Source organism: Nostoc flagelliforme FACHB-838 (assembly GCF_014698065.1).
Classification (GTDB): Bacteria; Cyanobacteriota; Cyanobacteriia; order Cyanobacteriales; family Nostocaceae; genus Nostoc; species Nostoc flagelliforme_B.
On sequence record NZ_JACJSI010000008.1, the window covers coordinates 92,104 to 112,060 of the forward strand.

Here is a 19,957-nt window from a genome sequence, read left to right on the forward strand (position 1 = left end):
GGGGAAGGTGAGGCCTCCTCTGGCGATAAGGGTTAATGAGGAGACTTCGACAAGCTCAGTGCATCGCTGGGGACTGGGTATGGGGCATTAGTTATTTCTTCCTCTGCTCCCCCTGCTCCCCCTGCCTCCCCTGCTCCCTCATCCCCGGCTCTACTCTCCAATCCCTACTCCCTCTTCTCCAGCATGATAGGAACTGCGAACCAGAGGCCCAGAACGAACATGGTTGAATCCCATTTCCCATGCTAATCTGCCGAGTTGATCGAATTCTTCTGGAGTCCAATATTTTTGGACTGGCAGATGTTCAAGAGTTGGACGCATATACTGCCCGATAGTCAAGCGATCGCACCCCACAGTTCTTAAATCAGCCATTGCTTCAATGACTTCATCAAGTGTTTCTCCGTGTCCCAGCATCAAACCTGATTTGGTGGGAATTGTCGAATCTATTTCTTTAACCATAGCTAGTACCGAGAGCGAGCGATCATACTTGGCTCCCCGACGCACTGGCCCAGTTAACCGTTGCACTGTCTCAATATTGTGATTGAAACAAGCTGGTTTGGCTTTGACAATCATCGCTATTCGTAGGCGTTGACCAGATTCGCCAACACCAGCACCACCCCAAAAATCAGGAGTAAGCACTTCAATTTGAGTTTCTGGGTTCAATTGGCGAATAGTCGCGATCGTCTCCACAAAGTGTCCTGCACCTTGATCGGGCAAGTCATCACGGGCTACAGAAGTCAGCACCACATAACGCAATCCCAAAAGCTGCACCGCCTGGGCTACCTTTTGGGGTTCCTCTAAATCAAGAGGCATCGGTGCATGACCTTTATCTACTTGACAGAAAGCACAAGAGCGTGTGCAGGTAGGCCCCATTAACAAGAAAGTTGCAGTTTTTTGGGCATAGCACTCTCCCCGGTTGGGACAGCGACCTTCTTCGCAAATCGTGTGAATTTGGCGCTGCTTAATAATACGTTGTACGGTAGAGATTTCACTGGCTTTGCCAATCGGGCGACGTAACCAGCTAGGCATTGCCGTACTTTCAGACTTTAGGTCGGCTTGTTGTGACGAAATCATAGACATCCAAGCAAGATGCGGATATAGATGTAGTGGACTGTCGGTTAAATATCACCATGACACAAATTGAAAAGAGCGCGAGCAAAAGTTTTGCAAAACACCTCTAGCAATGTCATTTATACCGAAATATACTATCCCCCAATTGCTAGAAATTTTGTATATAGTGGGAGGATTCTCAAGGACAATCGGCAAAGCCGCTATTTACACTTAAAGTTTCTGTTAGAGCAAACAGTCGTGGCAAGCAACAAGATTTTAGTTATTGATGACACTACAGTTGTCAGGGTAAAAGTACGAGAAATGTTGCCTCCGGGCAATTTTGAGGTACTGGAAGCAAAAGACGGTGTGGAAGGACTAAATTTCATCCTTCAGGAAAAACTCAGCCTAATTATGCTGGATTTCCTGTTGCCTAAAATGAGTGGCTGGGAAGTTTTCCAGCAAGTTCAAGCCCACCCAGAGTTAAGGAAAATTCCTTTAGTGATCATGTCTGGTCGCAAGGAAGAGGTAACGGAGAAAATTACAGAACCATTTGAATATTTTGAATTTCTGGGCAAGCCTTTTGATCAAAAGCAACTAATTAACGCGATTAAGTTAGCTATGGCCAAGGCGAAACAGCCACGCCCAGAACTAGTCCCAGTAGGAGCAGGGGTTGCTGCCAAAAATGGCACAGTTGCAACCTCTAGTGTTGCCAATGTTGCGGTAGCAGTCCCTAGCGTCGCAACTCCTAGTATTGCAACTCCTAGCGTCGCCAATGCTGCGATGCCTACAGCGGCAAGCAACGCAACTCCTAGTAACGGGGGAATCTCGGACGCTGAAATCAATGCGTTGAATGAGAAAATTGTCAAAATGCAAGCAGAAATTGATGGTTTGAAGAAACAGCTAACTCAGGTTGTGACTTTTATTAAACAAAAAATCAAGTAGTATTTGCGCTCGTTATTATTATCGCAGCCAAAAATACACCGTTTATAATGACGGGTATCTGATTAAAAGCGGGTAAAATAGTTAGTTCAAAAACACTTATGTTGACAAAGCATTGTTGACAACAAAATTCAAAAACAGGAAATTACAACATATAGGTGCAATTAATGTATTGCTTCTATATGTTGTAATTTTGCATAAGTTCTATAGATGCACAAGATTAATTTACAAGCTTAGTAAAGCAGCCCAATACCCTACATTATTTCAAAATCAAATATTTAATAAAAAATTATATTTTATAATAAAAATAAAACAAAAAAATCCTATTTCATGATAACGACAGTGTTTGTACGGGAATACTAAACCATAGAAGCAATAATTATGAGCATAGTTTGCAATGTTAGTAGTATCGGATACATTATATGCGTTTCCTGGCTATCGTATTACCGAGCAAATCTACTCAGGAAGTAAAACCCTAGTTTATCGGGGCATTAGAGAACAAGACCAAAAATCAGTTGTTCTGAAATTGATGCGGAATGAATATCCTTCCTTCGCAGAAATCGCCCAGTTCCGAAATCAATATATCATTACCAAAAACCTTGATATTCCTGGCATAGTCAAAACCTATAGCTTAGAAAGCTACTGTAACAGCTACGTTTTAGTGATGGAAGATTTTGGCGGCATTTCCCTCCAAGACTGGCGACTGGAGGAAAGGGGTAAGAAGGAAAATAAACTTTCCCTCAATGAGTTTTTCCCCATTGCAATTAAAATTGCTTCTACCCTTGAAGGACTGCATCGCGACCGCATTATTCACAAAGATATCAAGCCTGCCAACATCCTCATAAACCCTACCACAGATGAAATAAAACTCATCGACTTTAGTATTGCCACCCTCCTACCAAGAGAAATTCAATTTCTCACAAACCCCAATATTTTAGAAGGCACCCTGGCTTACATTTCTCCAGAACAAACTGGAAGGATGAACCGAGGTATCGACTACCGCACCGATTTTTATTCCCTCGGTGTTACTTTCTTTCAACTCCTCACCGGACAGTTACCCTTCATCACTAAAGATCCGATGGAGTTAGTTTACTCTCACATTGCTAAACAACCGTTAAAAGTCAGCCGAATTAACTCCAATATTCCACCAATTTTGTCTGACATCATCAGCAAGCTGATGGCGAAAAATGCTGAAGACCGCTATCAGAGCGCTTCGGGGTTAAAGCATGACTTAGAAGCGTGCCAAAACCAGTGGCAAGAAACAGGAAATATTACACCCTTTGAACTAGGCGTGAGGGATATCTCAGACCGTTTCGTAATCCCCGAAAAACTCTACGGTCGTCAAAGTGAAGTTGAAACCCTACTCGCTGCTTTTAAGCGTGTGACAGAGGGGGCAACAGAAATGATATTAGTTGCGGGTTTTTCTGGCATTGGCAAAACTGCTGTGGTCAATGAAGTCCACAAACCTATTGTGCGGCAGCGTAGCTACTTCATCAAAGGAAAATTTGATCAGTTTCAACGTGACATTCCCTTATCAGGATTCGTGCAGGCTTTTCGGGACTTAATCGCACAGTTGCTATCGGAAACTGATGCCCAAATTCAAGAATGGAAAGCCAAAATTCTCAGAGAATTGGGTACACAAACTCAGGTAATTATTAATGTAATTCCTGAACTCGAACAGATTATGGGTAAGCAACCTCCGGTTACAAAAATCTCTGGCAACGCTGCCCAAAATCGGTTCAATTTATTATTTCAAAAATTCATCAAAATCTTTACAACGAAAGAACATCCCTTAGTTATATTTCTTAATGACCTGCAATGGGCAGATACAGCTTCTTTAAAATTAATTCAGTTATTAATGTGTGAAATTAAGTTGTCTTCTCTATCAGAAGAAATAGAACATCTTCATGAAAAGCAGGGAGGTTTATTATTAATTGGTTCGTATAGAGATAATGAGGTTTTTAAGGGGCATCCACTTTATTTAACACTACAACAAATTGAACAAACAGCAGTAACTATTAATACGATCACTTTAGCACCATTAAATCAGGGTGATTTAAATCATTTCATTGCTGATACCCTTCATTGTCCTGAAGTAGCTTCTGTTGCTCTTACCCAGATGGTGTTTGCTAAAACTAAAGGCAACCCCTTCTTTTCCGCTCAATTCCTCAAATCTTTACACTATGATGGACTAATTTTCTTAAATTTTGATGCTGCTTATTGGCAATATGATATTTCAAAAGTCAAAGAAATAGCTCTCACAGACGATGTAGTAGAATTTATCGCTCTGCAAATAGAAAAATTGCCGATACATACCCAAAAAGTTTTGAAAATGGCTGCATATATTGGTAATCAGTTCGACTTAAAAACGCTAGCGATCATTAATGAAAAATCTGTAGTAGATACAGCATCAGACTTGTGGCAAGCATTACTTGATGGGCTAGTTTTACCACAGACTGAAAACTACAATATTTTTTCCGAAGATAATACTAATCAAGCTTTGATTGTTGATGGCATAGAATCTACACAATTTTCAATTTCTAATTTACAGCTACCTAAATATAAATTTGTACATGACCGAGTGCAACAAGCTGCTTATTCTTTAATTCCTGAAGAGCAAAAAAAGCCAATTCATTTAAAAATTGGGCTATTGTTATTCAACAGTATTCCAGTTGTAGAACAGGAAGAAAAGATTTTTGAGCTTGTCAATCAGTTTAATATCGCAGCAGAATTCATCTCCCCTCAAGCTAAACGAGATGAACTAGCCCAGATGAATCTAATTGCTGGACGTAAAGCTTTAGCATCTACAGCTTATCCCGCGGCCATTAAGTATTTAACTACTGGCATCAAATTGCTGGCAGGTGATAGTTGGGAGATGAATCATCATCTTACCCTGGCTTTGTATGAAACTGCGACAGAGGCAGCATACCTAGCTGGCAACTTTGAACAGATGGAGGAATTGGCAGAGGTGGTGTTGGTACGTAAACCACTGCTAGAAAAAGTAAAAGTTTATGAAGTCAAAATTCAGGCTTATGGCGCACAGAACCAAGCACTGAAGGCTGTAAATACTGCCCTCACTTTTTTGAAACTTTTGGGAGTGGAGTTTCCTGAGCATCCAAGTCAGTCAGATATTCAGCTAGCAATGACAGAGTTAACATTAAATCTTAGCGGCAAGCGTATTGAGGATTTAATTGACCTGCCTGAGATGACAGAGGAGCAAGCTTTAGCATCTATGCGTATTCTATCGAGTGCGCTTGGTCATACCTATCAAGCTTTTCCTGTACTTTATCCCTTGTTTGCTTTTAAACAGATTAATTTATCGCTTAAATACGGTAACACTTCCTTATCAGCCTATGCCTATGCAGCTTATGGGGTAATACTCTGCGGGGTAGTAGGAGATATTGAGTTTGGCTATCAATTTGGGAAACTGGCTGCAAGTTTGTTAACTCGCTTTAATGCTAAAGAAGTCAAAGCTAAGGTTATAGAGGTATTTAATGCTGCTATCCGGCATTGGAAGGAACATGCCAAGGAAAACTTAAAACCTTTGCTGGAAGCATACTCTGCTGGATTAGAAACGGGAGATTTAGAATATGCAGCCTATGTTCTTAATGTTTATTGCTACTGTTCATATTTTGTCGGTAGAGAACTGACCGGATTGGAACAGGAGATGGCAATTTACAACAGTGCGATCGGTCAAATCAAGCAAGAAACAGTATTTAACTGGAGCGCGATTTATCGGCAGAGTGTCTTGAACTTGATAGGTACTGCGGAAAATCCGCATCTTTTAATTGGTGAAGCCTACGATGAAGAGAAAATGTTGCCGATTCACCTGGAAGCAAACGATGGCATGGGACTGTTATATTTATATTTAACTAAATTGCATCTCTGTTGCCTATTTCAGAAATACTCTCAAGCGGTTGAAAATGCTATCTTGGCAGAAAATTATTTGCATGGTGGGATGGGACAGTTAGTTTTTCCTATTTTCCATTTTTATGATTCACTAGCTAGACTGGCAGTTTATTCTGATGTTGAGGAATCTGAACAAGAACAAATCTTAAACAAGATTGTTGTCAATCAACAAAAGATGCAGCGCTGGGCAAATCATGCCCCAATGAATTATTTACATAAGTTTTATTTGGTTGAGGCAGAGCGGCATCGAGTTCTCAATCAATATATAGAAGCAATGGATAATTATGATCGCGCGATCGCCTTTGCTAAAGAATATGAGTATATCAACGAAGAAGCTCTTGCCAACGAACTTGCCGCTAAATTTTATCTAGAACGGGGCAAACAGAAGATAGCCCAAACCTACCTAACTGATGCCTACTATAGCTACATTCATTGGGGAGCGTTAGCCAAAGTTAATGATTTAATAAAACGCTATCCCCAATTACTTACTCCTATACTCCAGCAAGAAAACCTGAGTATCCATCCCAGCGATGAAAGCACTTCTGTTAATAACATATCTATATCATCTTTACCTACCTTAAGCGATCAACAAACTGTTATTGGCTCGAAGAGAAGTATTTCTGAGTCTCTGGATTTAGCCGCATTCATTAAAGCATCTCAAGCCCTCTCTGGGGAAATCGAGCTTGAGCGACTACTTTCTACTTTAATGGAAGTTGTTATGGAGAATGCAGGAGCCTCTAAATGCGCTTTAATTTTGAGTGAAGGTGATAACTTAGCATTAACTGTCACAGTGGTGCGTTCAAATTCGCATTTTGATCGTACCTACACTGAGTTTCCATCAACTTGCCTTGAGTTAAGCTACGATGTTCCTATTACATTGATTAACTACGTTAAACGCTCCAGAGAAATCTTAGTTATTGACGATATAAATACTGTTTCTTTTTTAGCAGGTGACAGCTACATTGTTACTGAGAAACCTAAAAGTTTGTTGTCTATACCTCTTCAAAATCAAGGTAAGTTAATTGGAATTCTTTATTTAGAAAATAATCTAACGACAGGAGCATTTACACGCGATCGCGTAGAAGTTCTCAAACTCCTTACTACTCAAGCGGCAATATCTTTAGAGAATGCTATCCTTTACAAAAACTTAGCACAAGCTAAGAGGATGTTTTAAAAGTAGGGTAATGTTGTAAGAAAGCTCACAAAGCTTATGCTGAGATTTGTAGAAACCAGCACCTTGTGAGCAAATGACTAAAGCATACCGTAGCAATTTGACATGGGAACAGTGGGAACTGATTGCACAAGAGTTCCCATCAGAAAAAGCCAGTGGGCGTCCACGGGCTGTAGCTTTATTTATGGTAGTCAACGCAATATTGTATGTGCTGTGTGAGGGATGCACATGGAGAGGACTACCAGGCGATTTCCCAGCTTGGCAAACGGTTTATGGTTATTTTTGGCGATGGAGTAAAGATGGTACCTGGTTAAAGATTCACGACAAACTGTACCAGTGGGTTCGGGTTGCCGCTGGACGATTAGGAGAGGGGACTGAGTTTGTGATTGAGATACCAATGCAACAGTCAGATATCTAGACTAGTAGTGTGTCCCAATTAAATATGATAATTAGTTGATTTTTCACTAAAAGCCTGTAGAGACGCGAAATTTAGCATCTCTACAACCAATCAAAACTAATAGGGTTGAGAAACCAAAAGTCCCCAATTGCCAGCGAGAATAACTAAGATTCCTCCCCAACTTGCTGCGCTGAATTTAGGGAGGAATGGGCGCGACCTGTTGAAATTTGGAAAAGTTCAAATTAATTAACGTGACTCAGTTCCTTGATTGGGGCTACCTGCTACACCATCGTTTTCTGGTGCTTCTGGAGTAGCAGTGGATTTAGCATCACTCTGTTCCGCATCACCAGTTTTGCGGATACTTTCGTCGATAGGGGTTTCGCCGTCAGGAGAAGCAGTAGACGCAGCTTGTTGATTATTAGATTTTTGTTGTTCAGCCATGATTACATCCCTAATTATTTATCTTTAAAATTATCTTAAAAAATTAGGAGTACGGGTGCATCTATCTAGAATATAGTTATGGCTGATTCCTCCCTCTATCATAAGTATTGTTTTGTACTACTCATGTCTGCTGACAAAAATACATAAACCGGGATTTGCAAGAAAGAAATTATCCAATAAATGTAGACGTGTAGCGGCTTGCCGCAGGCTACTTAAACGTAAAAAAGGATACATAAATATGAGAATTGAGGACTTTTAAAATATCCTCTAAGTGAATAATATAGAGGTTCCCACTCAGACACGGTACAACATTATACGCAAGGTGTAGGGAATATGCCGTGTCTCTACGGGTGTACCTTACCTAAACGAGAACCGCTATATGATGTGATGATTGTGAGACAAACTATCAAAATATAATTAATGATAATGAGCCAGAGTAATCTGTTGTTACCATCTGGATGTGCCCTTCGCAAAGCAACCTCTGCGGATCAGTGGTCAATTCGATTGCTGGTATTCTCAGCAAGACTTGATCCAACCCAATTAAATTGGCAGCAATTTTGGATAATTGAATGCAATGACAATCTTGTAGCTTGCGGACAGCTACGTAGTTTTTCAGGGGCACAAGAACTTGGTAGTTTGGTCGTTACATCAGCTTGGAGAAATCGCGGTTTGGGTACTTTGCTAACGCAGCATTTGATTAATACAGCAACACAACCACTTTATCTGGAATGTTTAGGTCAACGATTGGCGAAGTTTTACAGTCGCTTTGACTTTGTGGAAATATCTTTTGAACACTTGCCGCAATTTCCCAGAACAAGCGGCTTGTCTACACTTAAGAGGAAATATAGATTCTCCCAATTAGCTAAAAAACTGCTCAGAGTTCCTGTGGTGTTTATGAAACATCAAGGTAATTCGTGATTCGTAATTAATAGGACTTACGCAAGAGTTACGGAATAACGTAGACACGAAGTTGCTTCCTGTTCGCGCAGCGTCTCCGACAGGAGAAGTTTACCACAGAGGCGCAGAAGACACTGAGAAATAAGAGTTTGAGAGATATTTTGCATAAGTAAGGGCGCAATGCCTTGCGCCCCTACAAATCTAGAAATAATTTGGGATAATTTATTTTTTGCAAGTCCCCATTCCCATTTTTAAATCGGAGGTTTCGCAAAAATCGTTAGTAAGACAGGCCCTAGTAAATAGTGGTGATTCAAACACAATAGCCCAGCAGAGGAGCCAATAAGTTGACGTTGATTAGGGCTGTAAAGTCTAATTCCACGGGGAGAGATTGGCAATAATTGAGGTTCTGCCTCTTTTTTAGAAGTAATGTCAACCAAATAAAAGCGTCCACCGGGAGAAAGTACCCGTGCTATTTCATTAAGCACCTGTTTAGGTTCCAAATAGTGCAAGAAGCTGATAGTGCTGAAAACAGAATCAAATTGACCATCAGCAAAGGGAAGGGACTCAGCTTTGCCCTCGATATAAATTAAACGTGGACGGTGGTGGTTGCTTTGTCTTGCTAACCGCAACATATTAGCAGATAAATCCAATCCGGTGGCTCGCAGGTCGGGAAACTGAGTGGCAAGGCGCTCAAGCAAGCGTCCAGTACCACACCCTATATCAAGCACATTTGCTGGCTCTGGTAAATCGACATACTGCAATAACCGTTTGTGAACGGCTCGATAAAACACTGAAGGAAAAAGCCAGTCGTAACTTGGTGCCCATCGGTCAAAAAGTAACTTTTTATTACTGAAAAAGTCATCAGTCATTAGTTTTCACAGCTTCCTTAAAGCTAAGTTTTAAACCTTTTGAAAATACGTCACTTGCGCTTATATTAGTATCATTCACCACTAAGCTAAAGACTAGCTAGCATCTCAATACTTTTCGGTTAAAGGAGAAAGGGGAAAGGGGTTTAAATTTCCCTTTCCCCTTTTGCCCTTTAACCTTTCCCCAGAACAAAAGAGAGATTATTGGGTTTATCCGAAAAGTATTCGCTAGGATCTAGGTTCAATGCCAGATACAATTAATCTCTCTACCGATTTGTTATCCAGGGGTTGAGAGAAAAAATATCCTTGTGCATATTTGCATTTCATGGCTCTAAGTTGTGCCAGTTGCTCTAATGTTTCTACGCCCTCTGCTATTACATCTATATTTAGACTCTGGGCTAGGGTGATGATCGCTTGAACAATCTCTAAGTTTTCTCCATTAGCACCAATCTTACAAATAAAGGAACGATCAATCTTCAAGGCATTACTTGGAAAGCGGTGCAAGTAACTCAAGGATGAATAGCCTATACCAAAATCATCTAAGTGTAATTGGATATTCATTTGTTGCAGTTGCAAAAGCATAAAAGTTGCTAATTGAATATTTTCCATCAGTACGCTTTCAGTAATCTCCAGCTTTAAACTGCCAGCTTCCAAACCAGTTTCTTGCATAATTTGGTTAATTTGCTCAATCAGTTCAGGTTGTGAAAACTGTTTAGTGGAAAGATTTACACTGATTGTCAAGGGTGGGTCAGTAGGAAATTGCATTTGCCAAGCACGCATTTGACGACAAGCTTCACTTAGTACCCAATAACCAATAGGGATAATTAGTCCAGTTTCTTCTGCTAGGGGAATAAAGTTGTCTGGAGGAACTAGTCCGTATTGCGGGTGCTGCCAGCGAACGAGAGCCTCGAAGCCAATAATTTTGTAAGTTTCTAATAAAACAATTGGCTGGTAGTAAACCTGAAACTCCTGGCGTTCAACTGCCCGTCGTAGATCCATCTCTAACTCTAATAGCTGCGTTACTTGGGTGTACATCGTTGAGTCAAATATCTCATGACGTGCTTTACCCAATGCCTTAGCGCGATACATTGCAATGTCAGCATCGCGCAAGAGTTCCTCTGGTCGGTTATAACTACCGTTGCTCAGGGCGATGCCAATGCTGACGGTAGTAAATACCTCGTACCCACTGAGTTGGAACGCAGATGTCAGAGCTTCGTGTATCCGCTGCACTACGCTTATTACGTCATTGACGTTGTTGAGATCATCAAGCAAAATTGTAAACTCATCTCCCCCTAAACGGGCAACTGTGTCTCCAGAGCGCAGGCAATTCTCCAATCTGCGGGCAAGGGCAGTTAGTAGTTGATCGCCAATTGTATGACCGAGACTGTCGTTGACAACTTTGAAGCGATCTAGGTCTAGAAAGAGAACAGCGAATGTATAGTTTGCACGTCGTTTTGTCAGCATAAAGGCACGCTCTAGCCGCTCCATAAATAAGGCGCGGTTTGGCAGACCGGTTAATATATCGTGAAAGGCATCATAAATTAATTGCGCTTCTGCGAGTTTTAGAGCAGTAATATTACGAGAAATACTCAATACAAAATATACTGAACCATCGCTAGCCAATTCAGGCACAAGACGGGTATGGTAATGTTTTGTTTGGAAAGCGATCGCTAAACTGCATTCAAACTCTGTTTCTTGCTTGGTCTGAAAAACTTGCTGAAGCTTGCGATCGCATATCCGGCAAAATTCTTCCGGCAGATTTAACTCTGCGTTTGTTTTGCCGATAAATGTTTCGGCTGATATTCCTGTAACCTTTTCAATAGCTGGATTAACGTAAACGTAGCACAATTGAGTGTTAAATCTGGAAATAATATCAGGTGCATTTTCAACTAGTGCTTTGAATTCTTGCTGACGACGTGCTAGTGCCTCCAGAATTTGCTTGCGCTCGGTGATATCCTGAAAGACCAAAACTGCACCCATGATGTTACCGTTGTCATCTTTAATGGGTGCGGTACTATCATCAATTGGTATTTGTGTACCGTTTTTAGCAATAAGTATCGTCTGTTCTGGTAGACCAAGAGTACTGCCCGACTGAAGGACTTGCGTTACAGGATTTTCAATTATTATACGAGTTTTTTCATGAGCAATATTGAATATTTCTGTTGCTTCTTTCCCAAATGCATCTGAATAATTCCAACCCGTCAGTTCTTCTGCAATTGGATTCATAAAAGTCACAGATCCAGATTCGTCGCTAGTAATTACAGCATCTCCAATACTTTTAAGTACAGTAGTCAGCCATTGTTCATTCTGTTTTAATTTTTTTTCCGTCCGATGTTTAGAAAGGGTAATTTCAATAGTGAACTTTAATTCTTTTTCTTTGAATGGCTTAAGAATGTAACCAAATGGCTCTGTTAGCTTTGCTCGATTCAATGTTGATTCGTCTGCATTAGCAGTAAGATATATTACGGGAATCTTAAAAAGGTTATTAATTATTTGAGCGGCCTCCACACCGTCCATGTTTCCTTTGAGGTGAATATCCATTAGAACTAAATCTAGAGAACCATTTGCTGCTTTTTTAATTGCTTCTTCTCCAGAATCGGCAAGCCCCGAAACAGTGTATCCAAATTTCCTTAGCCGATTTTGTATATCCATTGCTACGATGAATTCATCTTCAACAACTAATATATTTACTGAGTTCATGTTTTTATTTAAATTATAAAATTAGAAATTTATATTCGGGAATGTAATTTTATATTTTACTCCGTTATTATTGCTACAATCGATATTGCCTTGGATCTGATGTGTTAGACCTTTGACTAATCGCAAACCTAATGATTCTGTAGCTTGAAAATCAAAATCTTGGGCAAAACCGACACCATTATCACTGATAGTAAGTGTAAATAAATTTGCTTCTAGGGAGCAAAAATCAATAGAAATTTCTCCCGGTTCTCTTTGAGGAAAGGCATATTTTAGGGAATTGGAAATAAGTTCATTGATAATCAATCCGCAAGGAATAGCTGCATCAATGACTAGAAAAACCTCCTCAACGTTCATTTTCAAGGTAATAGCGCTGGAATTAACGTTATATGAATAAAATAAATTAGTTACTAAATCTTGGATATAGTCAGTAAAATTAATCCTTGCCAAGTCTTGAGATTGATATAGTTTCTCGTGAATCAAAGCCATTGATTCAATCCGGTTCTGGCTATCTTTGAATACCTCAATGGCTTGATTGTCCTTGAGGTATTCTGCTTGCAGGTTGAGCAGACTAGAAATAATCTGCAAATTATTTTTTACCCGATGATGAATTTCTTTCAATAGCACCTCTTTTTCTTGAAGCGATGCTTTAATTTGCTCCTCTGCTTGTTTACGCTCCCGCCTCACCTGTGCCTCACGCAACTCACGGGCAACAGCAGGGATAAGTCGCGCTAAATTGCCTTTGATGATATAGTCATGGGCACCAGCTTTCATAGCGGCTACTGCGGTATCTTCACCAATAGTGCCTGAGACGATAATGAATGGCAAGTCAAGTCCACTTTCCTTGACCTGCTTCAATGCAGCAGGGGCGCTAAAGGTAGGCATGGAATAATCGCAAATAACGATATCCCATGTTTGCCCTGCGATCGCAGCTTTCATGGCTGTGGGTGTATCAACTCTTTCAAAGGTTACTTCATAGCCACCACGTTGCAGTTCACGCAGCACCAAAAAAGCGTCATCTTCTGAATCCTCAACAAGTAATACGCGCAGAGGTGTACCCATACCCATCTAAAACTATACTCTCGGCGGTGATTCGTTTAAAACAAACCAGTACAACCCTAGTTGTCGCACTGATTCACTAAATTGGGAAAAATCCACAGGTTTGCGAACATAGCTGTTGGCACCCAAGCTGTAACCATTGATTAAGTCTTGCTCCTCCTTGGACGAGGTTAGAATGACCACTGGAAGGATTTTTGTTCTGTCGTCGGCCCGCAGGTGTCGCAAAACTTCCAGACCATCCATTTTAGGCAACTTCAAATCCAAGAGGATCAGATGGGGCATAACGCTCATGTCGCGATCGGCGTACATACCTTTACCAAAGAGATAATCTAGGGCTTCTACCCCATCGCGTGCCACAACTACGTCGTTCAGAATATTGTTTTTCTTGAGTGCGCGTAAGGTTAGCGCTTCATCGTCGGGATTGTCTTCTACAAGTAAAATCATGTTGTATAGTGTTTCCTATAGTTAGAGGGTGAAGTAAAATGTTGCGCCTTGCTCTACTGCACTTTCGGCCCAAACACGGCCACCATGACGGTGAATAATCCGCTGTACAGTAGCTAATCCGATGCCAGTGCCTTCAAATTCAGTCATGGCGTGCAGGCGCTGAAAAGCACCGAAGAGTTTCTCAACATAGGCCATATCGAAGCCTGTGCCATCATCACGGACAAAATACACATGGGTGTTATCTTGCTGCAAAAGCCCAAATTCTATGCGTGCTTTTTGATGTTTTCCTGTAAATTTCCACGCATTACCCAGCAGGTTTTCTAGCACGATTCGTAACAAATGAGTATCACCATTAGTAACCAATCCTGGCGTAATGGTAAACTCCACTTGGCGTTCTGGTTGGGTTTTGTGCAACTCTGTAGCGATCGCCTCCACTAGTGCGCTCAGATCAACCTTTTCGTCACGCATCTCACTGCGCGTCAATCGTGACAGATTCAGTAAATCATCGATCAGTTGTGCCATTCGCTGGGTGGCTGCACGCACACGTTGGAGATAGTTTTGACCTAGCACATCCAGCTTGTCAGCATAATCTTCTAGTAGCGCTTGGCTAAAGCCGTCGATGCTCCGTAAGGGGGCCCGCAGATCGTGAGACACAGAATAACTAAATGCTTCCATCTCTTTGTTAGTAGCTTCAAGTTGTGCTGTGCGTTCGGCGACTCGCTGCTCAAGCTGGACGTTCAGGCGCAGAATCTCTGACTCCGCCTTTTTGCGCTCATTAATTTCAGTTTGTAATTCTTCGTTAGTGTTTCTAAGTTCGGCAGTCTGTTTGTTAACCTCTATTTCTAACTCATCACGAGCCTTTTGCAAAGAATTTTCCATCCGCTTGCGTTTAACAAGTTCCTGATTGGTGATTATGGCTGCTAAACCGACGATCGCAGAAGCAATAATGCTACCAAAAATAGTCAGCAAAGTTGTTTGATGAGCGCTGGCGTTTGCCTCTATTGACCGCTGTTTCAACAACTCATTTTCTTCGTTCTCCATATCTGTAGTCAGCATTCGGATATCCTCCATGATTTGCTGACCCTGATCTGTCTGAACTATTTGCAGCGCGGACTCTAAATCTTTGCTCCTAGCTTTAATCGCCTGTTCCATCAAAACCAGTTTTTTGGCAATCAGGGGTTTAAGGTTATCGAGCCGTCGCTGTTGATTGGGGTTATCCGCAGTCAATCGGCGCAGAACCTTGAGTTTCTGATCAATATCACCAGTTGCACTGCGATAGGGTTCCAGATACTTTTCTTTGCCCGTGAGAAGATAGCCCCGTTGTCCAGTCTCTGCATCTCTGATCTGTGACATTACTTCTTTTGTTTTTTCAAGCACCTCACGTGTGTGTGTAACCCATTGAGCGTTTTCCCTATACTGAAGCAAACTAAGATACGAGACTACGCCAACACCAGCCATAATTGCGACTGCTATTACAAAACTGCCCGTATTCTTTTTGTAAATAGCCCATTCCATTTTTTACCTTCCAAGTTGAAAAAGTAGCTGCTGACTAAATTGGTAAAAAGGGTGAGCCAGCGCTATAGATCGGTAACAGCCGCTCTCTACTGGCTGTCTTCTCTACAAGAGGCTACGCCAATGACACGCTCCGCGATCACAGCGTTAGCGCCGTTAGGATTGTTACGCATTCGCGTTCCCATCTCTGAACCAGAAGGGTGACTAGTAGCCCCACTACTCGTCATAGTTCTAGTAACTGATACCAAGTTTATTAACTTTGAGAGCTAATTAGCTCTAATAAAGGATATCTATATTAATTAATGATTGTCAGCGTATATCTTCTAAGACATGGGAAAGCAAATAATAAATTTTGTTAGATTATTTAATATATTTCTCTAGCTACTTTCACTAGATTTTCGCTTGCATAAATTATATTGATATGCTAAATAATATCAGTAATTACACTTAAAAACATTAATTTTTATTAGCTTGATATTAAATTGACTTGGCAAATACTTAGATTAATAAAGACAGAAGGTACTATCAGTAATTCGAAAAATTCTGCATCGTTAAGAGATTAAGGCGAAATGTTTGTCAAATAGTGCCACTTTGCCCAAAAGCGTTGTTCTGTCTACATTTCAGCCGTAGAAAATTTGCATTATTAATGTCTGCTAGTTAGTATCAGCAAGTATGTATGTAGCCCACCAATTTTTAAGTTTTCGCCCGAAAGTGATTTAAGAAAGACAATCAAGCAGAGGTGAAGTAATCCCAATACGGTTCAAGCATTTTTCACTTTCCTTGTGGTCTGGGGAATGGGGTTGCAGGTATTGGGTAAAGTAAAGGATGTATTCAAAACCTTTCCCCTTTTCCCCTTTAACCGAACCGTATTGGAAGTAATCCCATCCACAAATCGAAGCGATCGCTTTTAAAGGGTCTAGAAGGCTTGAAACTCTTGCAGATATGACTTGTGTTCCCTACTACCAAAGGATATTAGAGGGGGTTAAATTAGGTTTCGCGTTGGTTTTTCAATATAACGTGAAAAGTGAGGACAACTTATCAGGAACTGTAGGACTTGAATGTGTAGTTAACAGTGTGCCAAATAACAAGCAATAAGTGCATAAAACTACAAAATCTAACTGTATTTATTTATATAGGTTCAAATACAACAAACTCAATCTAGTTTGAAATTATTAAGGTGAAAAATTATGACAAGCTTTATTCAAGCCCAGTTACACGATGATTTACTGCACCCAGTCCGCGAGTGGTTGGAAACGATAGAAATTCATAACTCCAAATTGGCTCATTTCCTGTGCAAATCTATTCCTGCTCAGTGTCCCTTTAAGCGAGATATCATGCTGTTTGGTCGGAAGCTATTTCACATACCTCCGATGTGTAAATTAAATCCCCTATACGAGGAAGTGGTTGGTTTACGTTTTAAAGCACTTTGTTATCTTGCCGATGAATGCGGTGAAGATGTCACAGCCTATTGCTAATAGCAGTTGGGTCGTTCTTTGATCAAGGAGCGATCAATAATTGCAGACTTACGGTTGTTACTTACTCAGGTTTATACTAAGCTAACGTACACCTAATTTAGATGTTTGGCTATTAAGTAGCTGACACCTCAAAGACAGTGTTCCCAGACCGTATTATTGCTTACCGTACCCTGCTGAAATCATTAACATTATCATGACGCACATCTTACTGGTTGAAGATGAGGTCAAACTGGCACGATTTGTTGAATTGGAATTGAATTATGAAGGCTATCAAGTCAGTGTTGCCTACGATGGATTAACTGCACTCACCGCAGCGCGTGAGTTACATCTGGATTTAGTAATTTTAGACTGGATGTTGCCTGGTTTATCGGGGTTGGAAATTTGCCGCCGCCTGCGAAGTATTGTTGATAGAGTGCCGATAATCTTATTAACCGTCAAAGATGAAGTGAGCGATCGCATTGCAGGCTTAGAGGCTGGTGCTGATGATTACCTCGTTAAACCCTTCAGTGTTGATGAATTATTAGCTAGAGTCAGTGTTCACCTGCGAAGAAGCCATCAAGCAGACAAAGCAGATGTTTTAGAATTTGAAGACCTGAGTTTAAATCGTCGCACGCGGGAAGTGTATCGACATCAGCGGTTAGTTGAGTTAACTGCTAAGGAATTTGATTTATTAGAATATTTACTTGCCCATCCGCGAGAGGTAATTACCTGCGATCGCATTTTAAAGGAAGCCTGGGGTTACGACATCATGGGCGACGCCAACATCATCGAAGCTTACATTCGCTACCTACGCCTAAAACTTGAAGCCAATAACGAAAAATGCCTAATTCAAACTGTGAGCGGTGTTGGGTATACATTACGTGATTGAATTTGAGGATTGCCCCAGTCCCCAAAATCCATCGTTAATATGAAGATTTAGATTTTTTGGCAATCTGAGTAAAAACTCATCCAACTCAGAGTTAATTATATTAGGATGCACAAAGCTGTCATAATCTAAAATCTAAAACTGCATGACCTATCTAGAAACAGCAGCGCAATTCTACCGCGAAGTTGCCCAAACCCCGCAAGTTGGACTTTGTTGTGTGCAAAGTACACCCCTGCAACTACCAGGATTGAAAATTTCTTTGCCAATGCAGGAAATGAACTATGGTTGTGGCACCACTGTTCACCCTACGGAACTAGGAAACCAACCGACTGTGCTGTATGTCGGCGTTGGCGGCGGCTTAGAAGCGTTGCAATTCGCTTATTTTTCGCGCTATGCAAGTGCTGTAATTGCTGTTGAACCGGTTGGAGCCATGCGGGAAGCTGCTGCACGTAACTTGCAAATTGCTGCTCAAGAAAACCCCTGGTTTGACACCAGCTTTGTAGAAATCCGTGAAGGCGATGCTTTTAACTTACCTGTTGCTGATGCTAGCGTCGATATAGTCGCCCAAAATTGCCTTTTCAACATCTTTGAACCAGAAGATTTAACTCGTGCTTTAAAAGAGGCATATCGGGTATTAAAACCAGGTGGACGCTTGCAGATGAGCGATCCAATTGCTACTCGTCCAATTCCAGCACATCTTCAACAAGATGAGCGACTGAGGGCCATGTGTTTATCAGGCGCACTCACATATCAAGAGTATACTGAGCGGATTATAAATGCTGGTTTTGGTCAAATTGAAATTCGCGCTCGTCGTCCTTATCGTCTTTTAGATTCCCAGACTTATAATTTAGAAGAAAATCTACTTTTAGAAAGTTTGGATTCTGTCTCTTTTAAAGTTGAAATTCCAGAAGATGGTGCTTGTGTTTTCACTGGTAAAACAGCAATTTATGCTGGTGCTGAACCTTTCTTTGACGACTCAGCAGGTCATTTACTTCAGCTAGGTATTCCCGCAGCAGTGTGTGATAAAACTGCTGCTAAACTTTCTGCTATCAAGCCAGCAGAAATAATTGTTACCAATTCAACCTGGCATTATAGCGGTGGTGGCTGTTGCTAATTTCTTCATAAAGGATTCAGGTGTAAGTAGTCAGAATGGGCTAAACGCCCCGCTACCGCTAACAGAATAATTCTGTGTGGCCGGATAATGAATGCAAAATTTGAACATTTCACTTATTACATTCTGAATTCTGACTTCTGGTTTCTTCTTTACAAACCCAAAAATGTTGTTAATTAGTCTATTTTTAGCTATGCTTTTTTTAGCATATTCCAATGGCGCAAATGATAACTTTAAAGGTGTAGCAACGTTGTTTGGTAGCAGAACAAGTAGCTATCAAACAGCAATTTTATGGGCAACTTTTACAACTTTTGCTGGTGCAATCACTGCAAGTTTTTTAGCAAGAACACTAATTCAAAACTTCTCTGGAAAAGGTCTATTACCTGATGCGATCGCTAACTCCCCAGAGTTTCATATAGCGGTAGCGATCGCAACTGGTTTAACTGTACTCATTGCCACCCTCATGGGGTTTCCCATTTCCACAACTCACAGTTTAACGGGTGCTATTGTTGGCGCTGGATTAGTTGCGATCGGACTAAAACTTAATTTTGCCGCTTTGGGAACTTCCTTTATTTTACCTTTATTACTCAGTCCAATCATTGCTATTCCTTTAGGAGCAGGAATTTACGGATTATCTGGCTATACTAATTATAAATGGCATCTATCAGTTAATCAAAAAATGGTTGATACTTGCCATTTTCTCAGCGCTGGAATTGTCAGTTTTGCTAGAGGATTAAATGATACTCCTAAGATTGTTTCATTTATTCTAATTATTGAATATTTCTCGATTCAGGGAGGGATGATTACAATAGCGCTCGCAATGGCGCTTGGCGGTTTACTCAACTCTCAAAAAGTTGCTGTCACCATGAGTGAAAAGATTACCTCCCTGAATCATACTCAAGGCTTATCAGCGAATATAGTAACTGGAGTTCTGGTCATTGTAGCTAGTCAGTTTGGGCTTCCAGTTTCTACTACTCACGTTTCGGTTAGTTCTATTTTTGGTGTGGGATTGATTAGCAAAAAATCTAATATGCGTGTTTTTTTTCAGATTCTATTATCGTGGATTTTAACTTTACCAACTGCGGCAATTATTAGTGGAATAACCTACAGATTATTGCAAGGTTAGA

General features: G+C 40.8%; 15 protein-coding genes and 1 pseudogene. 9 read left to right on the top strand and 7 right to left on the bottom strand.

The genetic code is table 11. The features are described from left to right. Nucleotides 1–150 precede the first annotated feature (150 nt). A complete protein-coding gene (gene lipA / locus H6G97_RS06595; protein WP_190939875.1) occupies nt 151–1,071 on the bottom strand; it encodes a lipoyl synthase in 921 nt (306 codons plus the stop codon). A 234-nt stretch (nt 1,072–1,305) separates the two neighbouring features. Between lipA and H6G97_RS06600 the strand changes: the two genes are divergently transcribed. From H6G97_RS06600 to H6G97_RS06610, 3 genes and pseudogenes are all read left to right on the top strand, one after another. Next, nucleotides 1,306–1,989 carry a response regulator gene (locus H6G97_RS06600; protein WP_190939876.1) on the top strand — a complete coding sequence of 228 codons (684 nt, stop codon included), beginning with the start codon at nt 1,306–1,308 and terminating at the stop codon, nt 1,987–1,989. 394 nt (nt 1,990–2,383) lie between these two features. Next, a pseudogene (locus tag H6G97_RS06605) lies at nt 2,384–7,057 on the top strand (AAA family ATPase); the annotation flags it as partial. A gap of 85 nt (nt 7,058–7,142) precedes the next feature. Further along, the gene (locus H6G97_RS06610) at nt 7,143–7,484 is read left to right on the top strand and encodes a transposase (protein WP_422394165.1); all 342 of its coding nucleotides are present in this window, start codon (nt 7,143–7,145) and stop codon (nt 7,482–7,484) included. Nucleotides 7,485–7,709: 225 nt separating this feature from the next. Here H6G97_RS06610 and H6G97_RS06615 read toward each other — a convergent pair whose 3' ends face one another. Further along, nucleotides 7,710–7,904, bottom strand: coding sequence for a hypothetical protein (locus tag H6G97_RS06615; RefSeq protein WP_190939877.1), 195 nt, complete (start codon nt 7,902–7,904; stop codon nt 7,710–7,712). A gap of 426 nt (nt 7,905–8,330) precedes the next feature. Between H6G97_RS06615 and H6G97_RS06620 the strand changes: the two genes are divergently transcribed. Beyond that, nucleotides 8,331–8,822 carry a GNAT family N-acetyltransferase gene (locus tag H6G97_RS06620; RefSeq protein ID WP_190939878.1) on the top strand — a complete coding sequence of 164 codons (492 nt, stop codon included), beginning with the start codon at nt 8,331–8,333 and terminating at the stop codon, nt 8,820–8,822. A gap of 230 nt (nt 8,823–9,052) precedes the next feature. Here the strand turns inward: H6G97_RS06620 and H6G97_RS06625 are convergent, their stop codons facing one another. The 5 genes from H6G97_RS06625 to H6G97_RS06645 form a co-directional block, all read right to left on the bottom strand. After that, complete coding sequence (locus tag H6G97_RS06625) at nt 9,053–9,670, bottom strand: class I SAM-dependent methyltransferase (protein ID WP_190939879.1); 618 nt, start codon at nt 9,668–9,670, stop codon at nt 9,053–9,055. A 225-nt stretch (nt 9,671–9,895) separates the two neighbouring features. Next, nucleotides 9,896–12,367, bottom strand: coding sequence for a GGDEF domain-containing response regulator (locus H6G97_RS06630; RefSeq protein WP_190939880.1), 2,472 nt, complete (start codon nt 12,365–12,367; stop codon nt 9,896–9,898). Between the two features lie 21 nt (nt 12,368–12,388). Then, nucleotides 12,389–13,426, bottom strand: a complete 1,038-nt coding sequence (locus tag H6G97_RS06635) for a sensor histidine kinase (RefSeq protein WP_199349269.1) — start codon at nt 13,424–13,426, stop codon at nt 12,389–12,391. Nucleotides 13,427–13,438: 12 nt separating this feature from the next. Beyond that, nucleotides 13,439–13,867 carry a response regulator gene (locus H6G97_RS06640; protein WP_190939881.1) on the bottom strand — a complete coding sequence of 143 codons (429 nt, stop codon included), beginning with the start codon at nt 13,865–13,867 and terminating at the stop codon, nt 13,439–13,441. Between the two features lie 21 nt (nt 13,868–13,888). Continuing rightward, the gene (locus tag H6G97_RS06645; protein WP_338421598.1) at nt 13,889–15,382 is read right to left on the bottom strand and encodes a sensor histidine kinase; all 1,494 of its coding nucleotides are present in this window, start codon (nt 15,380–15,382) and stop codon (nt 13,889–13,891) included. Between the two features lie 51 nt (nt 15,383–15,433). Here H6G97_RS06645 and H6G97_RS06650 point away from each other — a divergent pair, with 51 nt between their 5' ends. The 5 genes from H6G97_RS06650 (at nt 15,434) to H6G97_RS06670 (ending at nt 19,956) form a co-directional block, all read left to right on the top strand. After that, entirely contained in the window at nt 15,434–15,583 is a 150-nt protein-coding gene (locus H6G97_RS06650; RefSeq protein WP_190939882.1) for a hypothetical protein, read from the top strand. Nucleotides 15,584–16,566: 983 nt separating this feature from the next. Next, nucleotides 16,567–16,854 carry a Mo-dependent nitrogenase C-terminal domain-containing protein gene (locus H6G97_RS06655; protein ID WP_190939883.1) on the top strand — a complete coding sequence of 96 codons (288 nt, stop codon included), beginning with the start codon at nt 16,567–16,569 and terminating at the stop codon, nt 16,852–16,854. A 193-nt stretch (nt 16,855–17,047) separates the two neighbouring features. After that, on the top strand, nt 17,048–17,722 hold the full coding sequence (locus H6G97_RS06660) for a response regulator transcription factor (RefSeq protein WP_190939884.1): 675 nt from the start codon (nt 17,048–17,050) through the stop codon (nt 17,720–17,722). 142 nt (nt 17,723–17,864) lie between these two features. Further along, the gene (gene arsM / locus H6G97_RS06665; RefSeq protein WP_190939885.1) at nt 17,865–18,833 is read left to right on the top strand and encodes an arsenosugar biosynthesis arsenite methyltransferase ArsM; all 969 of its coding nucleotides are present in this window, start codon (nt 17,865–17,867) and stop codon (nt 18,831–18,833) included. Nucleotides 18,834–18,996: 163 nt separating this feature from the next. After that, entirely contained in the window at nt 18,997–19,956 is a 960-nt protein-coding gene (locus H6G97_RS06670; RefSeq protein ID WP_190939886.1) for an inorganic phosphate transporter, read from the top strand. Nucleotide 19,957: the final 1 nt, after the last annotated feature.

Bases quoted from the DNA above. Each gene is read 5' to 3' on its own strand.
- lipA (WP_190939875.1), bottom strand. From the start codon at position 1,071: ATGATTTCGTCACAACAAGCCGACCTAAAGTCTGAAAGTACGGCAATG.
- H6G97_RS06610 (WP_422394165.1), top strand. From the start codon at position 7,143: ATGACTAAAGCATACCGTAGCAATTTGACATGGGAACAGTGGGAACTG.
- H6G97_RS06615 (WP_190939877.1), bottom strand. From the start codon at position 7,904: ATGGCTGAACAACAAAAATCTAATAATCAACAAGCTGCGTCTACTGCT.
- H6G97_RS06620 (WP_190939878.1), top strand. From the start codon at position 8,331: ATGAGCCAGAGTAATCTGTTGTTACCATCTGGATGTGCCCTTCGCAAA.
- H6G97_RS06625 (WP_190939879.1), bottom strand. From the start codon at position 9,670: ATGACTGATGACTTTTTCAGTAATAAAAAGTTACTTTTTGACCGATGG.
- H6G97_RS06630 (WP_190939880.1), bottom strand. From the start codon at position 12,367: ATGAACTCAGTAAATATATTAGTTGTTGAAGATGAATTCATCGTAGCA.
- H6G97_RS06635 (WP_199349269.1), bottom strand. From the start codon at position 13,426: ATGGGTACACCTCTGCGCGTATTACTTGTTGAGGATTCAGAAGATGAC.
- H6G97_RS06640 (WP_190939881.1), bottom strand. From the start codon at position 13,867: ATGATTTTACTTGTAGAAGACAATCCCGACGATGAAGCGCTAACCTTA.
- H6G97_RS06645 (WP_338421598.1), bottom strand. From the start codon at position 15,382: ATGGAATGGGCTATTTACAAAAAGAATACGGGCAGTTTTGTAATAGCA.
- H6G97_RS06655 (WP_190939883.1), top strand. From the start codon at position 16,567: ATGACAAGCTTTATTCAAGCCCAGTTACACGATGATTTACTGCACCCA.
- H6G97_RS06660 (WP_190939884.1), top strand. From the start codon at position 17,048: ATGACGCACATCTTACTGGTTGAAGATGAGGTCAAACTGGCACGATTT.
- arsM (WP_190939885.1), top strand. From the start codon at position 17,865: ATGACCTATCTAGAAACAGCAGCGCAATTCTACCGCGAAGTTGCCCAA.
- H6G97_RS06670 (WP_190939886.1), top strand. From the start codon at position 18,997: ATGTTGTTAATTAGTCTATTTTTAGCTATGCTTTTTTTAGCATATTCC.